Genomic DNA, 14,343 nt, shown 5'->3' on the forward strand with positions numbered 1-14,343 from the left:
TCCATGAATCACAGTATAGACCCCGGATTCCGGATTAAAAAACGGAAAATTTACCCCTCTACTATCGAAAAAATCGAATGCTCAGATTAAGCCTCGAAGCGCTGCAAATTGTCGACGCCATCGACCGTCGCGGATCGTTCTCGGCCGCCGGCAAGGAATTGCACCGCGTACCGTCGACCATCTCCTATACCGTCGGCAAACTGGAGGACGACCTGGGCGTCCAGGTGTTCGAGCGCAACGGCCCGCGCGTGGTCCTGACCGCGGCCGGCGTTGAGCTGTTGAAGGAGGGGCGCTACCTGCTCAAGGCGGCGCAGGACCTGGAGCACCGGGTGCGGCGCGTGGCGTCCGGCTGGGAGACAGAACTGGCGGTGGGCATGGATTCGATGTTCTCGCCATGTATGTTCCTGGAAGATATCAACGCCTTCTACGAGGTCGCCCAGCAAACCCGGCTGCGGGTGGTGAAGGAGACGCTGTCCGGCGCCTGGGAGGCGCTACTGGACCGCCGCGCCGACCTGCTGGTGGGCGTGGCCGGGGACGGTCCGGCGGGGGGCGGCTATGTCTCCGAGCCGATCGGCAAGGTGGAGTTCGTCTTCGCGGTGGCGCCGTCGCACCCGCTGGCCGCCGTCGAAGGCCGGCTCGACCGCGTGCATTTACAGCAATACCGGGCCGTCAGCGTCGCCGATTCGGCGCGCCAGCTGGCGCCGCGTACCGTCGGCCTGCTGCTGGGGCAGGATACGTTGACCGTGCCGGACATGAAAACCAAGCTGCAGTTCCAGCTGGCCGGAACCGGCTTCGGCTTCCTGCCGGAGCCGTGCGCGCGCGCCGCCATCGACGCCGGCTTGCTGGTGGAAAAGCAGGTCGGGGAGCCGAAGCCGGCCGAAACCTTCTACCTGGCCTGGCGCAGCGGCGAGCATGGCGCCGCGCTGAACTGGTGGATCGCCCGCATGCGCCAGCCGGGTCTGTTCGAGCGCTTGTTGCGCCATTTGCCCCACCACACGCAGTCCGTTTGACGCAGAACAGGAAACCCACAGGCGAAAGCTTCACCCGGCTTGACAATGTTGACCGAGGCCAACTGTTTCGGAGTACCATAGCAGCATAACTGACTGTTTTTGCTGGATCATTTATGACCGCCCTGATTGCCATCCCGCCTGTTTTCCTGCACCCGCTGGTCGACCGCAACGGTCATCCCGGCGCGCTGCTGTTTGACGCCGGCGTTCTCGACCAGCCCGACCAGTCCGATCAGCCCCCCGCGCTGCCGGACGCCATCGTCGCGGTGCTGCGCGACGTGGCGGGCGGCAGCATGAGTTGCTACTACCGCGCCGGCCTGACCGACGCCCTCGGCCAATTGCTGGACCAGGCGGGCTGGAAAAAAATGCCCCCCGAGAAGCTGCACCGCGCCGATGCCGAGCTGGTGAGCACCCTGCCGTCCACCGTGGCGTGGGTCGAGGGCGAATGGTTCCTGGCGCCGCCGTCCAAGCCGGTGGGCAGCCAGGTCGCCTCGCGCGCGCTGGCGCTGCAACTGGTGCAACTGGTGTCGGCCGACGCCGACACCCACGAGATCGAAGCGCTGCTGCGCCAGGATCCGACCTTGTCGTATCACCTGCTGCGGCTGGTCAACTCGCTGGGCATGGGCGCCGGCCGCCGCGTCACCAGTTTTTCGCAGGCGATCCTGATCCTGGGCCGTTCGCAACTGCGGCGCTGGCTCAACCTGATGCTGTTTTCGTCGCGCGAGGGCGACCAGCGCTCGCCGATGCTGCTCGCGCGCGTGGCGGTGCGGGCGCGGGCGATGGAATTGCTGTCGCGGGACGCGGGCCTGGGCAAGGCGCAGCAGGAGCAAGCGTTCATGGTGGGCATGTTCTCGCTGCTGGGCGTGCTGTTCGGCTTGTCGCTGCCGGAGGTGCTCAAGCCGTTGACGATGAGCGAGGCCGTGCAACAGGCGCTGCTGGCGCACGAGGGCGAGCTCGGCGAGCTGCTCGGCGTGGTGGAGGCGGCCGAACGCGACGATCACGCAGCGCTGGCCGAGCGCCTGCAAGCGCTGCAGATCGACACGGACAATTTCAACCAGGTCGCCGCCGAAGCGTATCTGTGGATGCAGACGGTGGCGTCCGGCAAGGCGGGTAAAACCCATGCTTGACGCGATCGAGCGTTGTCTGGCGCTGAGTCAGCGGGCCCGCAGCGAGCAGGGCGAGGCGCTGGCGCTCACGCTGGCCAGCCTCGACGCCGCGCTGGCCGAGGCGCGCGCGGCGATGGCGCCGTCGGTCGACGCCGACGACCACGCGGTGCTGGAGCTGGACCTGACCGGTTACCTGACGGCCTGGAGTCCCGGCGCGGCGCAAATGTTCGGCTATGCCGCTGACGAGGCGCTGGGCCAGCACGTGTTGTTCCTGTACGCCGAGGACGATGACGACGGCAACATCGCCGAACTGGGTTTCGAGAGCGGCGGCGAACCCGGCGGCGAGGCCGGCGCCACCGCCGAAGTGCGGCGCCGCAAGAAAGACGGCGAGATCATCTGGGTCAAAATGCACATCTTCCTGCGCCATGACGATAGCGGCGAGCCGGTCGGCATGCTGGTCAGGCTGTCGCGGGTGGGCGAGGCGCTGTCGGCGGCCGACAAGATCAACCTGCACGCGCGCATCATCGAGGACAGCGACCAGGGCGTGCTGATCACCGACGGCCACGAACGCATCGTGTCGATCAATTCCTCGTTTACCCGCATCACCGGCTATACGCCGGAGGAATCGATCGGCAAGACGCCGGACCTGCTGCGCTCCGGCGTGCACGACGCCGAGTTCCGCGCCAAGGTGCGCGCGGCGATGCAGGGCGCGGGACCGTGGCGCGGCGAGATTATCGGCAAACGCAAGAACGGCGAGCTGTTCCCGCAATCGGTGACGATCAGCGTGGTGCGCGACGGGCGCGGCAAGATCAGCCATACGTTCTCGCTGTTCTCCGACATCAGCGAGCACAAGGACGCGCAGGCGCGCATGCAGCGCATGGCCAACTACGATCCGCTGACCGGCCTGCCCAATCTGTGCCTGCTGACGCAGCTGGTCGGCCAAGCGCTGACCGAGAACCGCCGCTCGCAAGAGCACGGCGCGATGCTGGTGGTCGAGATCACCCGCGTCGGCGCCATCAGCGACACGCTCGGCAGCGACATCGGCAATGAGCTGCTGTGCGAGATCGGCCGCATGTTCCGGTCCGTGCTGCGCGAGGCCGACGTGCTGGCGCGGCTCGACGGCCACAAGTTCGCCGTCGCGCTGCTGCACATCGAAAAACGCGAACACGCCGCCATCGTCGCGCAAAAGCTGCTGTCCGCGCTGACGGCGCCGATCCAGATCGCCGCCCACAGCCTGCAGGTGGGCGCGCACATCGGCATCACCGTCTACACCGAGGACGCCACCGATGTGCCGACCTTGATCCGTTACGCCGACGTCGCCATGAACAAGGCGGCGCAGAATATCGAGGCCGACTTCCTGTTCTACAGCGAGGAGATGAACCAGCGCGCCAAGGAGCATTTGCGGCTCGAGAGCGAGCTGCGCCAGGCGCTCATCAACGACGAGCTGCTGCTGTACTACCAGCCGAAGGTGAGCCTGCGCAGCGGCCGCATTGTCGGCGCCGAGGCGCTGCTGCGCTGGCGCCATCCGGTGCGCGGACTGGTCTCGCCGGGCGTGTTCATTCCCGTGGCCGAGGAGACCGGGCTGATACTCGACCTCGGCACCTGGGTGCTGGAGCAGGCCTGCCGCCAGATCAGCGAATGGCGCGAGGACAACCTGATCATGCCGCCGGTGGCGGTCAACCTGTCGGCGCGGCAGTTCGACAGCCAGCTGCCGCAGCGCATCGCGGCGGTGCTGGAGCGTTACGGCGTGCAGCCGGACCAGATCAATCTGGAAATCACCGAGAGCCTGCTGGTGCGCGGCACCGACAACGTCATCGCCATCATGAACGAGCTGGTGGCGATGGGCATGTCGCTGGCGCTGGACGACTTCGGCACCGGCTATTCCAGCCTGGCCTACTTGAAGAAATTCCCGATCAGCACCCTGAAGATCGACCGCTCGTTCGTGGTCGGTTTGCCGTATGAAGAAAACGATTGCGCCATCGCGCGCGCGATAGTGACGATGGCGCAGCAATTGCGCCAGGAGATCGTCGCCGAGGGCGTGGAAACCGTCGAGCAGATGAGTTTCCTGCGCGAGCTGGGTTGCGACCAGTTGCAGGGCTACCTGTTCAGCCAGCCGGTGCCGGCGGTGGAATTCGCCGCGATGTTGCGCGAAGGCAAGCGCTTGGCGTTCGGCACGCGGGTCTAGGCCACTGTCGCGCACCTGAGACAAGGCGAGTTGGCGCGTTTTCAATAAAGGTGCCAAAATCGGACTGCTATTTTGGCAAGCTGGCTCACTCGATATTTTTCAGGAGACTTCTATGCAAAAACGTACATTTCTGATGCGCGCCACCGCCGCCATCGCTTTCGCCGGCCTGGCCCTGGGCGGATGCACCACCACCACCACCGACGCCAAGTCCGATCCGGCCGCCGTCAAGACGGAGATCGAACGCGGCTCCTATGACACCCTGGAGCGGCTGTACAAGGAGGTCAAGGGCTCGCGCGAGCTGGTGCGCAAGGCGAACGGCGTGCTGGTCTTCCCGCGCGTGCTGGCGGCGGGGTTGGTGGTGGGTGGCGAATATGGGCGCGGCGTGCTGCGCACGGGTGGCCAGACGGCCGACTATTACAGCATGACGTCGGTGTCGGTGGGTTTCCAGGCCGGCGCGCAGTCGAAGGCGGTGGTGATGCTGTTCATGACCCGGGAAGCGCTGGATAAATTCCGCAATAGCAAAGGCTGGACGGCGGGTGTGGATGGCTCGGTGGCGCTGCTCAAGGTGGGCGCCAACGGCGAGATCGACACCACCACCGCGACCGGCCCGGTGCAGGCGCTGGTGCTGACCAACGCCGGGTTGATGGCCAACCTGAGTCTGGAAGGCACCAAGGTCACCAAGCTGGCGCTGTAGGGCGGATTAGGCGGAACGCCGTAATCGGCCATGTATGCGCCGTCGATGACGCATGCATGGCCGATTACGCTTCGCTAATCCGCCCTACGTGTTTTAGACGACATTTCAAATGACGCTAAAAGTGCTGGCCTGCCGAGCCCGTACCGGCTACGCTTGCGGTTTTCATGATCACGAGGAACACGATGAGCCGTAACATCCTGGACGAAGCCCACATCCATCCCGCCATCCGCGCACCCATCAGCGACTACCGCCGCGACCTCGTCGCCGAAGTCCAGGCCGCCATCGCCGCCAACAGCGTCGTCGTGGTCGGCATGGGACTCAATCCCTTCCCGCGCAAAGCCCGCCAGATCCTCGACGCCAACGGCACGCCCTATAAATACCTCAGCTACGGCAACTACTTCTCCGAATGGCGCCCGCGCACGGCGTTAAAGATGTGGACCGGCTGGCCGACCTTCCCGATGATCTTCGTCAAGGGCGTGCTGATCGGCGGCGCCACCGACCTGCAACGTCTCATCAAGAGCGGCGAGTTCGCGACCATGGTGGCTTGATGCTGAGCTTGCCGCTACGCCTGCAGCCCGGCGACGACGTGCGCGGCGCGGTGGTCGCCGCCTTGCTGGCCAGCGGCCACCAGGCCGGCTTCGTGCTGCAAGGCATCGGCAGCCTGAGCGTCGCGCAATTGCGCTATGCCGGACAGCCGCACGCGACGGCGCTGCACGGCGATCTGGAAATCCTGACCTTGTCCGGCTCGATCGCGCCGGACGGCGCCCATCTGCACATGTCGGTGTCCGACGCGCGCGGGCAGGTGCTTGGCGGCCATGTGGCGCCCGGCTGCGTGGTGCGTACCACCGCCGAACTGCTGTTGGCCTTGCTGCCGGAGCGGCGTTTCACGCGCGAATTCGACCCGCTCACCGGCTACCCGGAACTGAAGATCAGTCCGGATCGACCTCGTCGTTGATCTTCTCGGTCAACGCCCGCAGCTGCTCCGGCACCGCGTCCAGATGGTAGCGCACGGTGTGGGCGTGCTGGCCCTCGTCGACCTCCAGGTCGTACTGGAAGTCCCAGGACTTCGGCTGGCTCTTGACCAGCTTGTCCGGCAATGCGAAAAAGTCGCAAGACTGCACCAGCTGCTGCAGTTGCTCGGCCTGTTCATGCGGCAGCTGCGCCAGATCGATGGTGCGCGTCTGCGCGCCGGCCGGTCCGGCGAAGCCGCCTGTACATCGCAATGTCATACGCATCGTGCTTCCTTTCAAATCACGCCGACCAGCTTCCACGCGGCCTGCACCGCGTGCTGTTCCTTCGAATCGGCCCCGTACAACAGTTCGGCGGACTGCATCGTCGCCCTGGCCATGTCGGAGAAGGTGGCGTTGGACGTCAGCAGGGACAGCGACTTGTACCAGATCGGCCCGGCCTTGTCCCAGGAATTGCCCTTGAGCGCGATGCAGGTCGCGTAGAAGGCGTGGTTGGGAATGCCCGAGTTGGTATGGACGTCGCCGTCTTCGATATAGCCGGCCATCGTCTTGGGTTGGTCATCGCCGGACCACGTAAGTTCCTTGTTGCCCGGATCGGCCATCGAACGCAAGGCCTTGCCGACGGTCGGCCCCATGATGCCGGCGCCGATCAGCCAGTCGGCCTGGGCGCTGCTCTGCTTGAGCTTCCACTGCTTGACCATGCAGCCGAACACGTCGGAGATGGACTCGTTGAGCGCGCCGCTCTGGTCGTCGTAGACCAAGCCGCCGGGCACGGCGTTCTGCGTCAGGCCGTGGGTCAGTTCGTGGGCGATGACGTCGATGGCGGTGGTAAAACCCATGAACAGTTTGCCGTCGCCGTCGCCGTAGACCATTTGCTGGCCGTTCCAAAAAGCGTTGTTGAAATTCTTCTGATAGTGGACGGTCGAGTCGAGCCGCACACCCTTGTCGTCGATCGAATTACGCTTCAACACCTCGAACAAAAAATCGTAGGTGACGCCGGCGCCGTCGTAGGCCTGATTGGCGGTCGCGTCGTTGCCGGCCTTGGCGCCTTCGCCGCGCACCAGCTTGCCGGGCAGGGTGGTCTTGTTCTTGGCGTCGTAGACGGTGCGGCGTTTCTCGCCGGTGGCGGTGATGCCGAAGGCCGTCGTCGGCGGCGAGACCGACCGCTGGCCGCGCAAATGTGCCGACAGCTCGGCCTGGTCCAAGAGCACGCAACGTTCGTGTTCATCGCTCGTCTCGTCGGCCAGCAGGCGCAGCATTTTCGATGAGATGATGAAACAGGTGCAGCGATATTGGTTGGGCGCCATGGTGTTCTCCTCTGTTAGCGATAAGTGACTTTATACACGGAATCTAAATTGTCCGATGTCACCTATTGCAAACTGTGAGGCGATAATTTCATCGCCGCAGCGGATCGAGCAGGGCGCGCAAATCGTTGTGGTCGAGCTCGTACATCAATGCGATCAATGCCCCCAGTTCGCCGGACGGAAAACCCTCGCGCGCGAACCAGCCGAGGTAATGGCCGGGCAAGTCGGCGATCTTGCGCCCCTTATATTTACCGTAAGGCATTTCACGCGTCAGCAGCAGGGCGAGCTTTTCTGAATTCATGGAGGATAGTGTGGATAGTTCAGGCCCGCCATCATAAATCACGCATCTGCCTTACAATGTTTTTTTCGACTACAGGCGGCCCCGCCCACACTTCATGGCTCATCTTCATCCTACCGGCTGGCAAGAGATGGCCGTCACCGGCACCGCCGCCCGCGAGATCGAGACGCTGACCTATCTCGAATCCACCCTCGCCAGCGCTGCCTATCGCATCTATCACGGCGTCCATTGGACCAACGTCGAAAACGGCTTCTCGGCATATGGCGAGATCGATTTCATTATCGTTGCGCCGAATGGGAGAATGCTGTTGATCGAGCAGAAGTCCGGCTTTCTCAACGAAACGAAGGATGGGCTGGTACGCAACTACGAGGGCAAGCCGCGCAAGGTGGCCAACCATATCATGCGTTCGATCAAGGGCTTGACCGAACGCTTCGGCAGCGAGCTGTCCATCGATTACCTGCTGTACTGCCCCGACTACACCGTGCGCAACGCGAATCTGGCGGGCATCGATCCGCGCCACATCATCGACGCCACCAGCAAGGACCGCCTGGCGCAGGTGATCCGCGAAATCCTGCCCATCACCGATCCCAAGCCCGGCGAGCAATTCGACAAGGTCACGCGCTTCCTCGGCAACATGCTGAGCCTGCGCCCGGATCCCAGCTCGATGATCGGCAACGCCGCGCAGATGGTCGCGCGGCTATCCGGCGGCCTGGCGACCTGGGCGCGGCGGCTGGAATTTACACCGTTCCGCCTGCACGTGGTGGGCACGGCCGGCAGCGGCAAGACCCAGCTGGCGCTGGCCGAATATTCCGCCGCCATCGATGCCGGCCTGTCGCCGCTGTACGTTTGCTACAACCGGCCGCTGGCCGACCATATCGAACGCCTGGTGCCGCCCGGTGGCAAGGTCGCCAGTTTCCACATGCTCAGCGACGCCTTCATGCGCGCGCAGGACCAGGTGCCCGAGTACGGCGCGCCCGGCGTGTGGGAAGAGATCGAGGCGAAGATGACCGTCTCGCCGCTGCCAGAGGAGTGGCGTTACGACGTGGTGATCGTCGACGAGGGCCAGGATTTTTCGCCGGCCTGGCGCGACATCCTGCTGCGCATGCTCAAGGACGACGGCCGGGCGATCTGGCTCGAGGACCCGAACCAAAACCTGTATGGCCGCGCGATGGTGCCGCTGCCGGGCTGGGTCACGCTGCATTCGAACACCAACTACCGCAGCCCGCGCCAGATCGTCGACATGCTCGCCTCGATCGGCGCGACCGCCTCGCCGGTGGAGGCGGGCAGCCCGTTCAAGGGCGCCGATATCGAGGAGTTGATGTACCCGGAAGGCGATACCGAGGCGATGCTGACGCAAACCCGCAAGGCCGTCACCTTGTGCCTGGGCGCGGGCTTCGCGCGCCAGGACATCGCCATCGCCTCGTTTCGCGGAAGAGAGAAGTCGGCCATCCTCAACCTGGACAAGCTGAGCGACGCCCATACCTTGAAGTCGTTCACCGGCGTGTATGACCTGTTCGGCAACCCAGAGTACCGGGAAGGCGGCTTGCTGGCCGAGTCGGTGTACCGCTTCAAGGGCCAATCGGCGCCGGCGGTGATTTTTACCGAAATCGATTTCGCCGAGATCGATGACCGCGTGCTGCGCAAGCTGTTCGTGGGCATGACGCGCGCCAGGCTGAAGCTGGTGCTGGTCCTCAGCGAGCGCGCCGAACAGCAGTTGCTCGACCGGATGTGAGCACGACCCGCGCTCAAGCGGAGCGCGGCCGCGCCGGATTGCCCATCACCGTCACGCCCGGCGCCACGTCGCGCGTGACCACGCTGCCGGCGCCGATCAGCGCGTCGTCGCCGATGGTTACGCCCGGCATGATCAGCGCGCCCGCGCCTATCCACACATTGCGGCCGATGCGGATCGGACGCCCAAACTCCAGCCCTTGCGCCCGCAGCGCCGGATCGCGCGGGTGGTCGGCGGTGAGGATTTGCACGCCGGGACCGATCTGCGTCATGTCGCCGATCTCGACCTGCACCACGTCCAGGATCACGCAGTTAAAGTTCAAGAACACACCGTTGCCGACCTTGATGTTGTAACCGTAGTCGAAATGGAAGGGCGGGCGGATAACCACGCCTTCGCCGACGCCGCCGAGGCGCTCGACCAGCAGTTGACGGTGCTGGTCTGGGGTCAAGCCGACGCTGCGGTTGTAGCGTTCCATCCAGTCGCGCGCGGCCGCTTGATCGGCCTGAATCTCGGCGTCGGCGGCGTTGTAGAACTCCCCTGTCAGCATTTTCTGTTTTTGCGTTTGTTCCAATTTGATGTCCTTTATGCATAAACATGCATGAACGTGCACTAACGTGGATTGGAAAGATACGCCGATCCCATCGATAATGCAACGGGTTTACGCACGATCGGAGTTTTGCAAGGCGACGATTGTCGATTGTTTGTGCACGTTTGTGCGTGTTATCATGGCGCATGAATGCTATCCTTCCCCTTGAACGCCGCGCCGTCATCGCCCAGCGTCTTGCCGACGGCCAAACGGTCTCCGCCGCATTGCTGGCGGCCGAATTCGCCGTCTCCGAGGACGCCGTGCGGCGCGACCTGAGGGCGCTGGCGGCCGAAGGGCTGTGCCAGCGCATCTACGGCGGCGCCATGCCGACCTCGGCGGCGTCACAACCCATCGCCGTCAGAAAACAAACCGCGCAGCGTCAGAAAGCAGCATTGGCGCGCGCGGCTGCCGCCACGATCGAGCCAGGACAACTGATTTTTCTCGACTGCGGCAGCACCAACCTGCTCATCCCCGAGTTTCTAAAAGACGGCCTGGACTTGACCGTGGCCACCAATTCCATCGACATCGCCGCCGCCGTGCTCAAGCGCACAGATTTGCGGCTGATCCTGGTCGGCGGCGTGGTCGCGCCGGCGCTGGGCGGCAGCGTCGACGCCGCCGCCATCGCCACGGTGTCGGGCATGAATATCGACCGGTTGTTCCTCGGCGCGTGCGCGGTCGCCGCGCCGACCGGCGTCAGCGCCTTCGACCCGGCCGACGCGCAGTTCAAGCGGGCGCTGGTCGCCGCCAGCGCCCGTATCACGGTGCTGGCCACCAACGAAAAGCTGGGCACGAACGCGCCGTTCCGCGTGGCGCACATCAACGGCATCAGCAGTTTCATTCTCGAGCATGACGTGAGCGACGCCGCGCTCCAGCCGCTGCTGGAAGCGGACGCCGTTGTATCCAAGGCCGCGCCGTGGGAAGCGGCGTGAATCGCTCGCCTCAATGACTTCCGGCACGCGGGGCCGGGCTGGGGTGTATATTGGCGGCGATTTGAATTACTTGTCGCTGGATAACCCCTATGTCTGCTGTCACGCTGTTTTGCCTGGTTTTCGCCTATTTCGCCTTGCTGCTGGTGGTTGCCTGGCGCACCTCCCGCAACGCCACCAACGACAGCTTCTTCATCGGTAACAAAAGCAGCAACTGGATGCTGGTCGCGTTCGGCATGGTCGGCACCACCCTGAGCGGCGTCACCTTCGTCAGCGTGCCGGGCGCGGTCGGTCGCGACGGCTTCGGCTATCTGCAAGTGATCCTTGGCTACGTGCTCGGCTACATCGCCGTCGCCTACATCCTGCTGCCGCTGTACTACCGCCTCAAGCTGACCTCGATCTACCACTACCTCGATGTCCGGCTTGGCCAGCGCTCCTACCAGAGCGGCGCCGCGTTTTTCATCCTGTCGCGCACCTTGAGCGCGTCCGCGCGGCTCTACCTGGTCGTCAACATCCTGCAAATCACCATCCTCGACAACATGGGCGTACCGTTCTGGCTGACCACCTTGGTGATCCTGGGCATGATCTTGCTCTACACCTACGAGGGCGGCGTCAAGACCATCGTCTGGACCGATACCTTGCAAACCACCGGCATGGTGCTGGGACTGGTGATCTGCGTCGGCTGGCTGCTGCACGACATGAACCTGAGCTTGCCCGAAAGCCTGGCCCGCATGCAGGCGCAGGGCCTGACGAACGTGGTCACCACCTCGGTCGACAGTCCCGCCTATTTCTGGAAGCAGGTGCTGGCCGGCTTCTTCATCGTGCTGGCGATGACCGGCATGGACCAGGAGATCATGCAGAAGAATATCTCCGTCAAGACCTTGCGCGACTCGCAAAAGAACATGCTGATGCTGACGGTGATCCTGTCGGCAGTGCTGGTGCTGTTCATGTTCCTCGGCGGCCTGCTGTACCTGTATGCGCCGACGGTGGGCCTGACGGCCAGCGGCGACAAGATCTTCCCGGCGGTGGTGATGGGCCACATGCCGGCGGCGCTGCAGCTGATCTTCTTCATTGGCCTGGTCTCGGCGCTGTTCCCCAGCGCGGACGGCGCGATGACGGCGCTGACGTCGACCTTCTGCATCGACATTCTTGGCGTGCAGCGCCGCACCGATCTGACCGAGGCGTCCAAGGTACGATTGCGTCATCGCGTCCATCTCGGCTTCTGCGCGCTGTTCCTGCTGCTGGTGCTGATGTTCAAATGGATAGACAATGCCAGCATGGTGGGGCTTGTGCTCAAGCTGACCGGCTATACCTATGGCCCGTTGCTCGGCCTGTTCGCCTTTGGGATTTTGACGCGCCGCGCGGTGCGCGACCGCTGGGTGCCGCTGGTGGCGCTGGCCGGTCCCGCGCTCTGTTATGTCGTCGACGTCAATCAAAAATTACTATTTGGTAACTATCGTTTGGGCTTGGAATTGCTTATCATGAACGGTTTGCTGGTGTTTGGGGGCTTGCTCCTTATTTCGGTACCGGGACAGCGCAGGCCGCATGCAGTATGATCTTGTAAATTACGCAATCACTTGGAGTATCAATGGCCCGATCACCGTTTTCCTACATTCGTAGCGGCTTCGCTTTCTTCTGGCGGGCGCTCGACGCCGGCCGCCGAACGATCCTGAACCTGTTGTTCCTGGCGTTGCTGATCGCGCTGGGTTATGCCATCTTCGGCGGCGGCTTCAAACCGCTGCAGCCGAAGACCACCCTGGTGCTGGAACTGAAGGGCCAATTGGTCGAACAGTCCAGCGTCAGCGCGCGCGAGGCGCTGGTCACCAGCGCGCGCGGCGGCGAAACGCTGAAGATGATCCAGCTGCGCGACGTGCTGGCGGTGCTCGACACGGCCGCCAAGGACCCATCGATCGGCGCCGCCGTGCTGCTGACCGACGAAATGGAGGGCGGCGGCCAAGCCATGCTGCGCGAAGTGGCGGCGGCGCTGGACCGCTTCAAGGCGTCCGGCAAGCCGGTGGTGGCCTGGGGTTCCAGCTACGACCAGCGCCAGTATCTGCTGGCCTCCCACGCCAACGAGGTGTATATGCACCCGATGGGCATGGTGCTGATGGAGGGCTTCGGCCGCTATCGCAACTACTACCGCGACGCCCTCGATAAAGTCGGCGTGACGGTCAACCTGCTGCGCGTGGGCACCTACAAGAGCTTCGGCGAGCCGTATGTCGCCAACGGTCCGTCGCAGGCGGCCAGCGAAGCGGAATCGTATCTGAACAACGCGCTGTGGACGTCTTACACCAACGACGTCGAGAAGGCGCGCAAGCTGCCGCAGGGTCAGATCATGAAGACCATCAACGACCTGCCGGCCCAGGTGGTCGCGGTCAATGGCGACCTGGCCAAGCTGTCGCTGTCGGCCAAGCTGGTCGACGGCCTGAAAACCCGCGATGAAATCCGCCAGATGATGATCAAGCGCGGCGCGCTGGACCTGGAAGGCAAGAGCTTCCGCCAGGTCGGCTTCGACGAATACCTGGCGCGCGCGCCGCACAAGCTGACCGGCGACGCCGTCGGCGTGATCGTGGCACAGGGCGAGATCAGCGACGGCACCGCCGGTCCGGGTTCCATCGGCGGCGATTCGACCTCCAAACTGATACGCGCCGCGCGCGAGGACAACGGCATCAAGGCCATCGTGCTGCGTGTCGATTCGCCCGGCGGCAGCGCCTTCGCCTCGGAGTTGATCCGCCGCGAGCTGGAACTGACGCGCGCCGCCGGCAAGCCGGTGGTGGTCTCGATGGGTAACGTGGCCGCTTCCGGCGGTTACTGGATGTCGATGGCGTCCGACGAGGTGATCGCCGATCCGAACACGATCACCGGCTCGATCGGCGTGTTCGCGATCCTGCCGACCGCCGACAAGGTGATCGATAAACTGGGCATCCACACCGCCGGCCAGCCGACCACCTGGCTGGGCGACGCCGGCAATCCATTGCGTCCGCTCGATCCGCGCTTCGCGCAGGTCATCCAGGGCAGCATCAACCACATCTACGCCGAGTTCACGACCCGCGCGGCCAAGGCGCGCAAGACGACGCCGGAGAAAATCGACGCGGTGGCGCAGGGCCGTGTATGGACCGGCGCCCAGGCCAAGGAACGTGGGTTGGTCGATACGCTGGGCAGCTACAACGATGCGTTGAAGTCGGCCGCCAAGCGCGCCAGCCTTGGCGGGGATTTCCGCGTGGTGTATATCGAGCGCGAAACCAGCAAGTTCGATCGCATTGTCGATATGCTGGGCGGTTCGGCGGCGCAGGCGGTGGCCAAGGCCATCAGCCAGCAGGTGAACCTGGGCGTGGCCGCCAGCACCGGTTTGCCGCCAAGCGCGGCAAACGGCATCGCCAAGGATTTGGGTTGGTTGTCGGAGCTGACGGCGTCGCGCAAGCCGTTCACCGCGATCACGCATTGCCTGTGCGAGTCGCCGTAAGTATCGAGTCGAGCCGTTCGGAAGACACGTAGGGCGGATTAGGCGGAACGCCGTAATCGGCCATGCATGCGCCGCGT

General features: G+C 64.2%; 14 protein-coding genes. 10 read left to right on the forward strand and 4 right to left on the reverse strand.

The annotated features are described in order from the left end of the window. Positions 1-77 precede the first annotated feature (77 nt). From NHH88_11535 to NHH88_11560, 6 genes are all read left to right on the forward strand, one after another. Complete coding sequence (locus tag NHH88_11535; protein USX16375.1) at positions 78-1,010, forward strand: LysR family transcriptional regulator; 933 nt, start codon at positions 78-80, stop codon at positions 1,008-1,010. Between the two features lie 113 nt (positions 1,011-1,123). Continuing rightward, positions 1,124-2,134 carry an HDOD domain-containing protein gene (locus NHH88_11540; protein USX16376.1) on the forward strand — a complete coding sequence of 337 codons (1,011 nt, stop codon included), beginning with the start codon at positions 1,124-1,126 and terminating at the stop codon, positions 2,132-2,134. Further along, positions 2,127-4,298: an EAL domain-containing protein gene (locus NHH88_11545; protein USX16377.1), complete on the forward strand. Its 2,172-nt coding sequence runs from the start codon at positions 2,127-2,129 to the stop codon at positions 4,296-4,298. Before NHH88_11540 ends, NHH88_11545 begins: the two co-directional genes overlap by 8 nt. Before the next feature lie 112 nt (positions 4,299-4,410). After that, positions 4,411-4,992, forward strand: a complete 582-nt coding sequence (locus NHH88_11550; protein USX16378.1) for a YSC84-related protein — start codon at positions 4,411-4,413, stop codon at positions 4,990-4,992. 182 nt (positions 4,993-5,174) lie between these two features. Next, the gene (locus NHH88_11555) at positions 5,175-5,540 is read left to right on the forward strand and encodes a glutaredoxin (GenBank protein ID USX16379.1); all 366 of its coding nucleotides are present in this window, start codon (positions 5,175-5,177) and stop codon (positions 5,538-5,540) included. Continuing rightward, positions 5,540-5,947, forward strand: coding sequence for a DNA-binding protein (locus NHH88_11560; GenBank protein ID USX16380.1), 408 nt, complete (start codon positions 5,540-5,542; stop codon positions 5,945-5,947). Before NHH88_11555 ends, NHH88_11560 begins: the two co-directional genes overlap by 1 nt. Here the strand turns inward: NHH88_11560 and NHH88_11565 are convergent. The 3 genes from NHH88_11565 to NHH88_11575 all read right to left on the reverse strand — a co-directional run bounded on the left by NHH88_11565 (position 5,922) and on the right by NHH88_11575 (position 7,565). After that, positions 5,922-6,227, reverse strand: coding sequence for a hypothetical protein (locus tag NHH88_11565; GenBank protein ID USX16381.1), 306 nt, complete (start codon positions 6,225-6,227; stop codon positions 5,922-5,924). The genes NHH88_11560 and NHH88_11565 overlap by 26 nt on opposite strands. Before the next feature lie 11 nt (positions 6,228-6,238). Beyond that, on the reverse strand, positions 6,239-7,267 hold the full coding sequence (locus NHH88_11570; protein USX16382.1) for a M4 family metallopeptidase: 1,029 nt from the start codon (positions 7,265-7,267) through the stop codon (positions 6,239-6,241). An 88-nt stretch (positions 7,268-7,355) separates the two neighbouring features. Then, entirely contained in the window at positions 7,356-7,565 is a 210-nt protein-coding gene (locus tag NHH88_11575; GenBank protein USX16383.1) for a DUF3820 family protein, read from the reverse strand. A gap of 94 nt (positions 7,566-7,659) precedes the next feature. On the opposite strand from NHH88_11575, the gene NHH88_11580 reads away from it, so the two are divergent. Then, positions 7,660-9,294 carry an ATP-binding domain-containing protein gene (locus NHH88_11580; GenBank protein ID USX16384.1) on the forward strand — a complete coding sequence of 545 codons (1,635 nt, stop codon included), beginning with the start codon at positions 7,660-7,662 and terminating at the stop codon, positions 9,292-9,294. A gap of 13 nt (positions 9,295-9,307) precedes the next feature. On the opposite strand, the gene NHH88_11585 is transcribed toward NHH88_11580, so the two are convergent. Further along, positions 9,308-9,862 carry a sugar O-acetyltransferase gene (locus NHH88_11585; GenBank protein ID USX16385.1) on the reverse strand — a complete coding sequence of 185 codons (555 nt, stop codon included), beginning with the start codon at positions 9,860-9,862 and terminating at the stop codon, positions 9,308-9,310. Positions 9,863-10,023: 161 nt separating this feature from the next. Here NHH88_11585 and NHH88_11590 point away from each other — a divergent pair, with 161 nt between their 5' ends. The 3 genes from NHH88_11590 (at position 10,024) to sppA (ending at position 14,266) form a co-directional block, all read left to right on the forward strand. After that, positions 10,024-10,806 carry a DeoR/GlpR family DNA-binding transcription regulator gene (locus NHH88_11590; GenBank protein USX16386.1) on the forward strand — a complete coding sequence of 261 codons (783 nt, stop codon included), beginning with the start codon at positions 10,024-10,026 and terminating at the stop codon, positions 10,804-10,806. Positions 10,807-10,895: 89 nt separating this feature from the next. Beyond that, positions 10,896-12,359, forward strand: coding sequence for a sodium:solute symporter (locus NHH88_11595; protein ID USX16387.1), 1,464 nt, complete (start codon positions 10,896-10,898; stop codon positions 12,357-12,359). A gap of 32 nt (positions 12,360-12,391) precedes the next feature. Next, positions 12,392-14,266, forward strand: a complete 1,875-nt coding sequence (gene sppA / locus NHH88_11600) for a signal peptide peptidase SppA (protein USX16388.1) — start codon at positions 12,392-12,394, stop codon at positions 14,264-14,266. The last annotated feature ends 77 nt before the right edge of the window (positions 14,267-14,343 follow it).

It is taken from the genome of Oxalobacteraceae bacterium OTU3CAMAD1 (assembly GCA_024123915.1).
Taxonomy (GTDB): Bacteria; Pseudomonadota; Gammaproteobacteria; order Burkholderiales; family Burkholderiaceae_D; genus Rugamonas.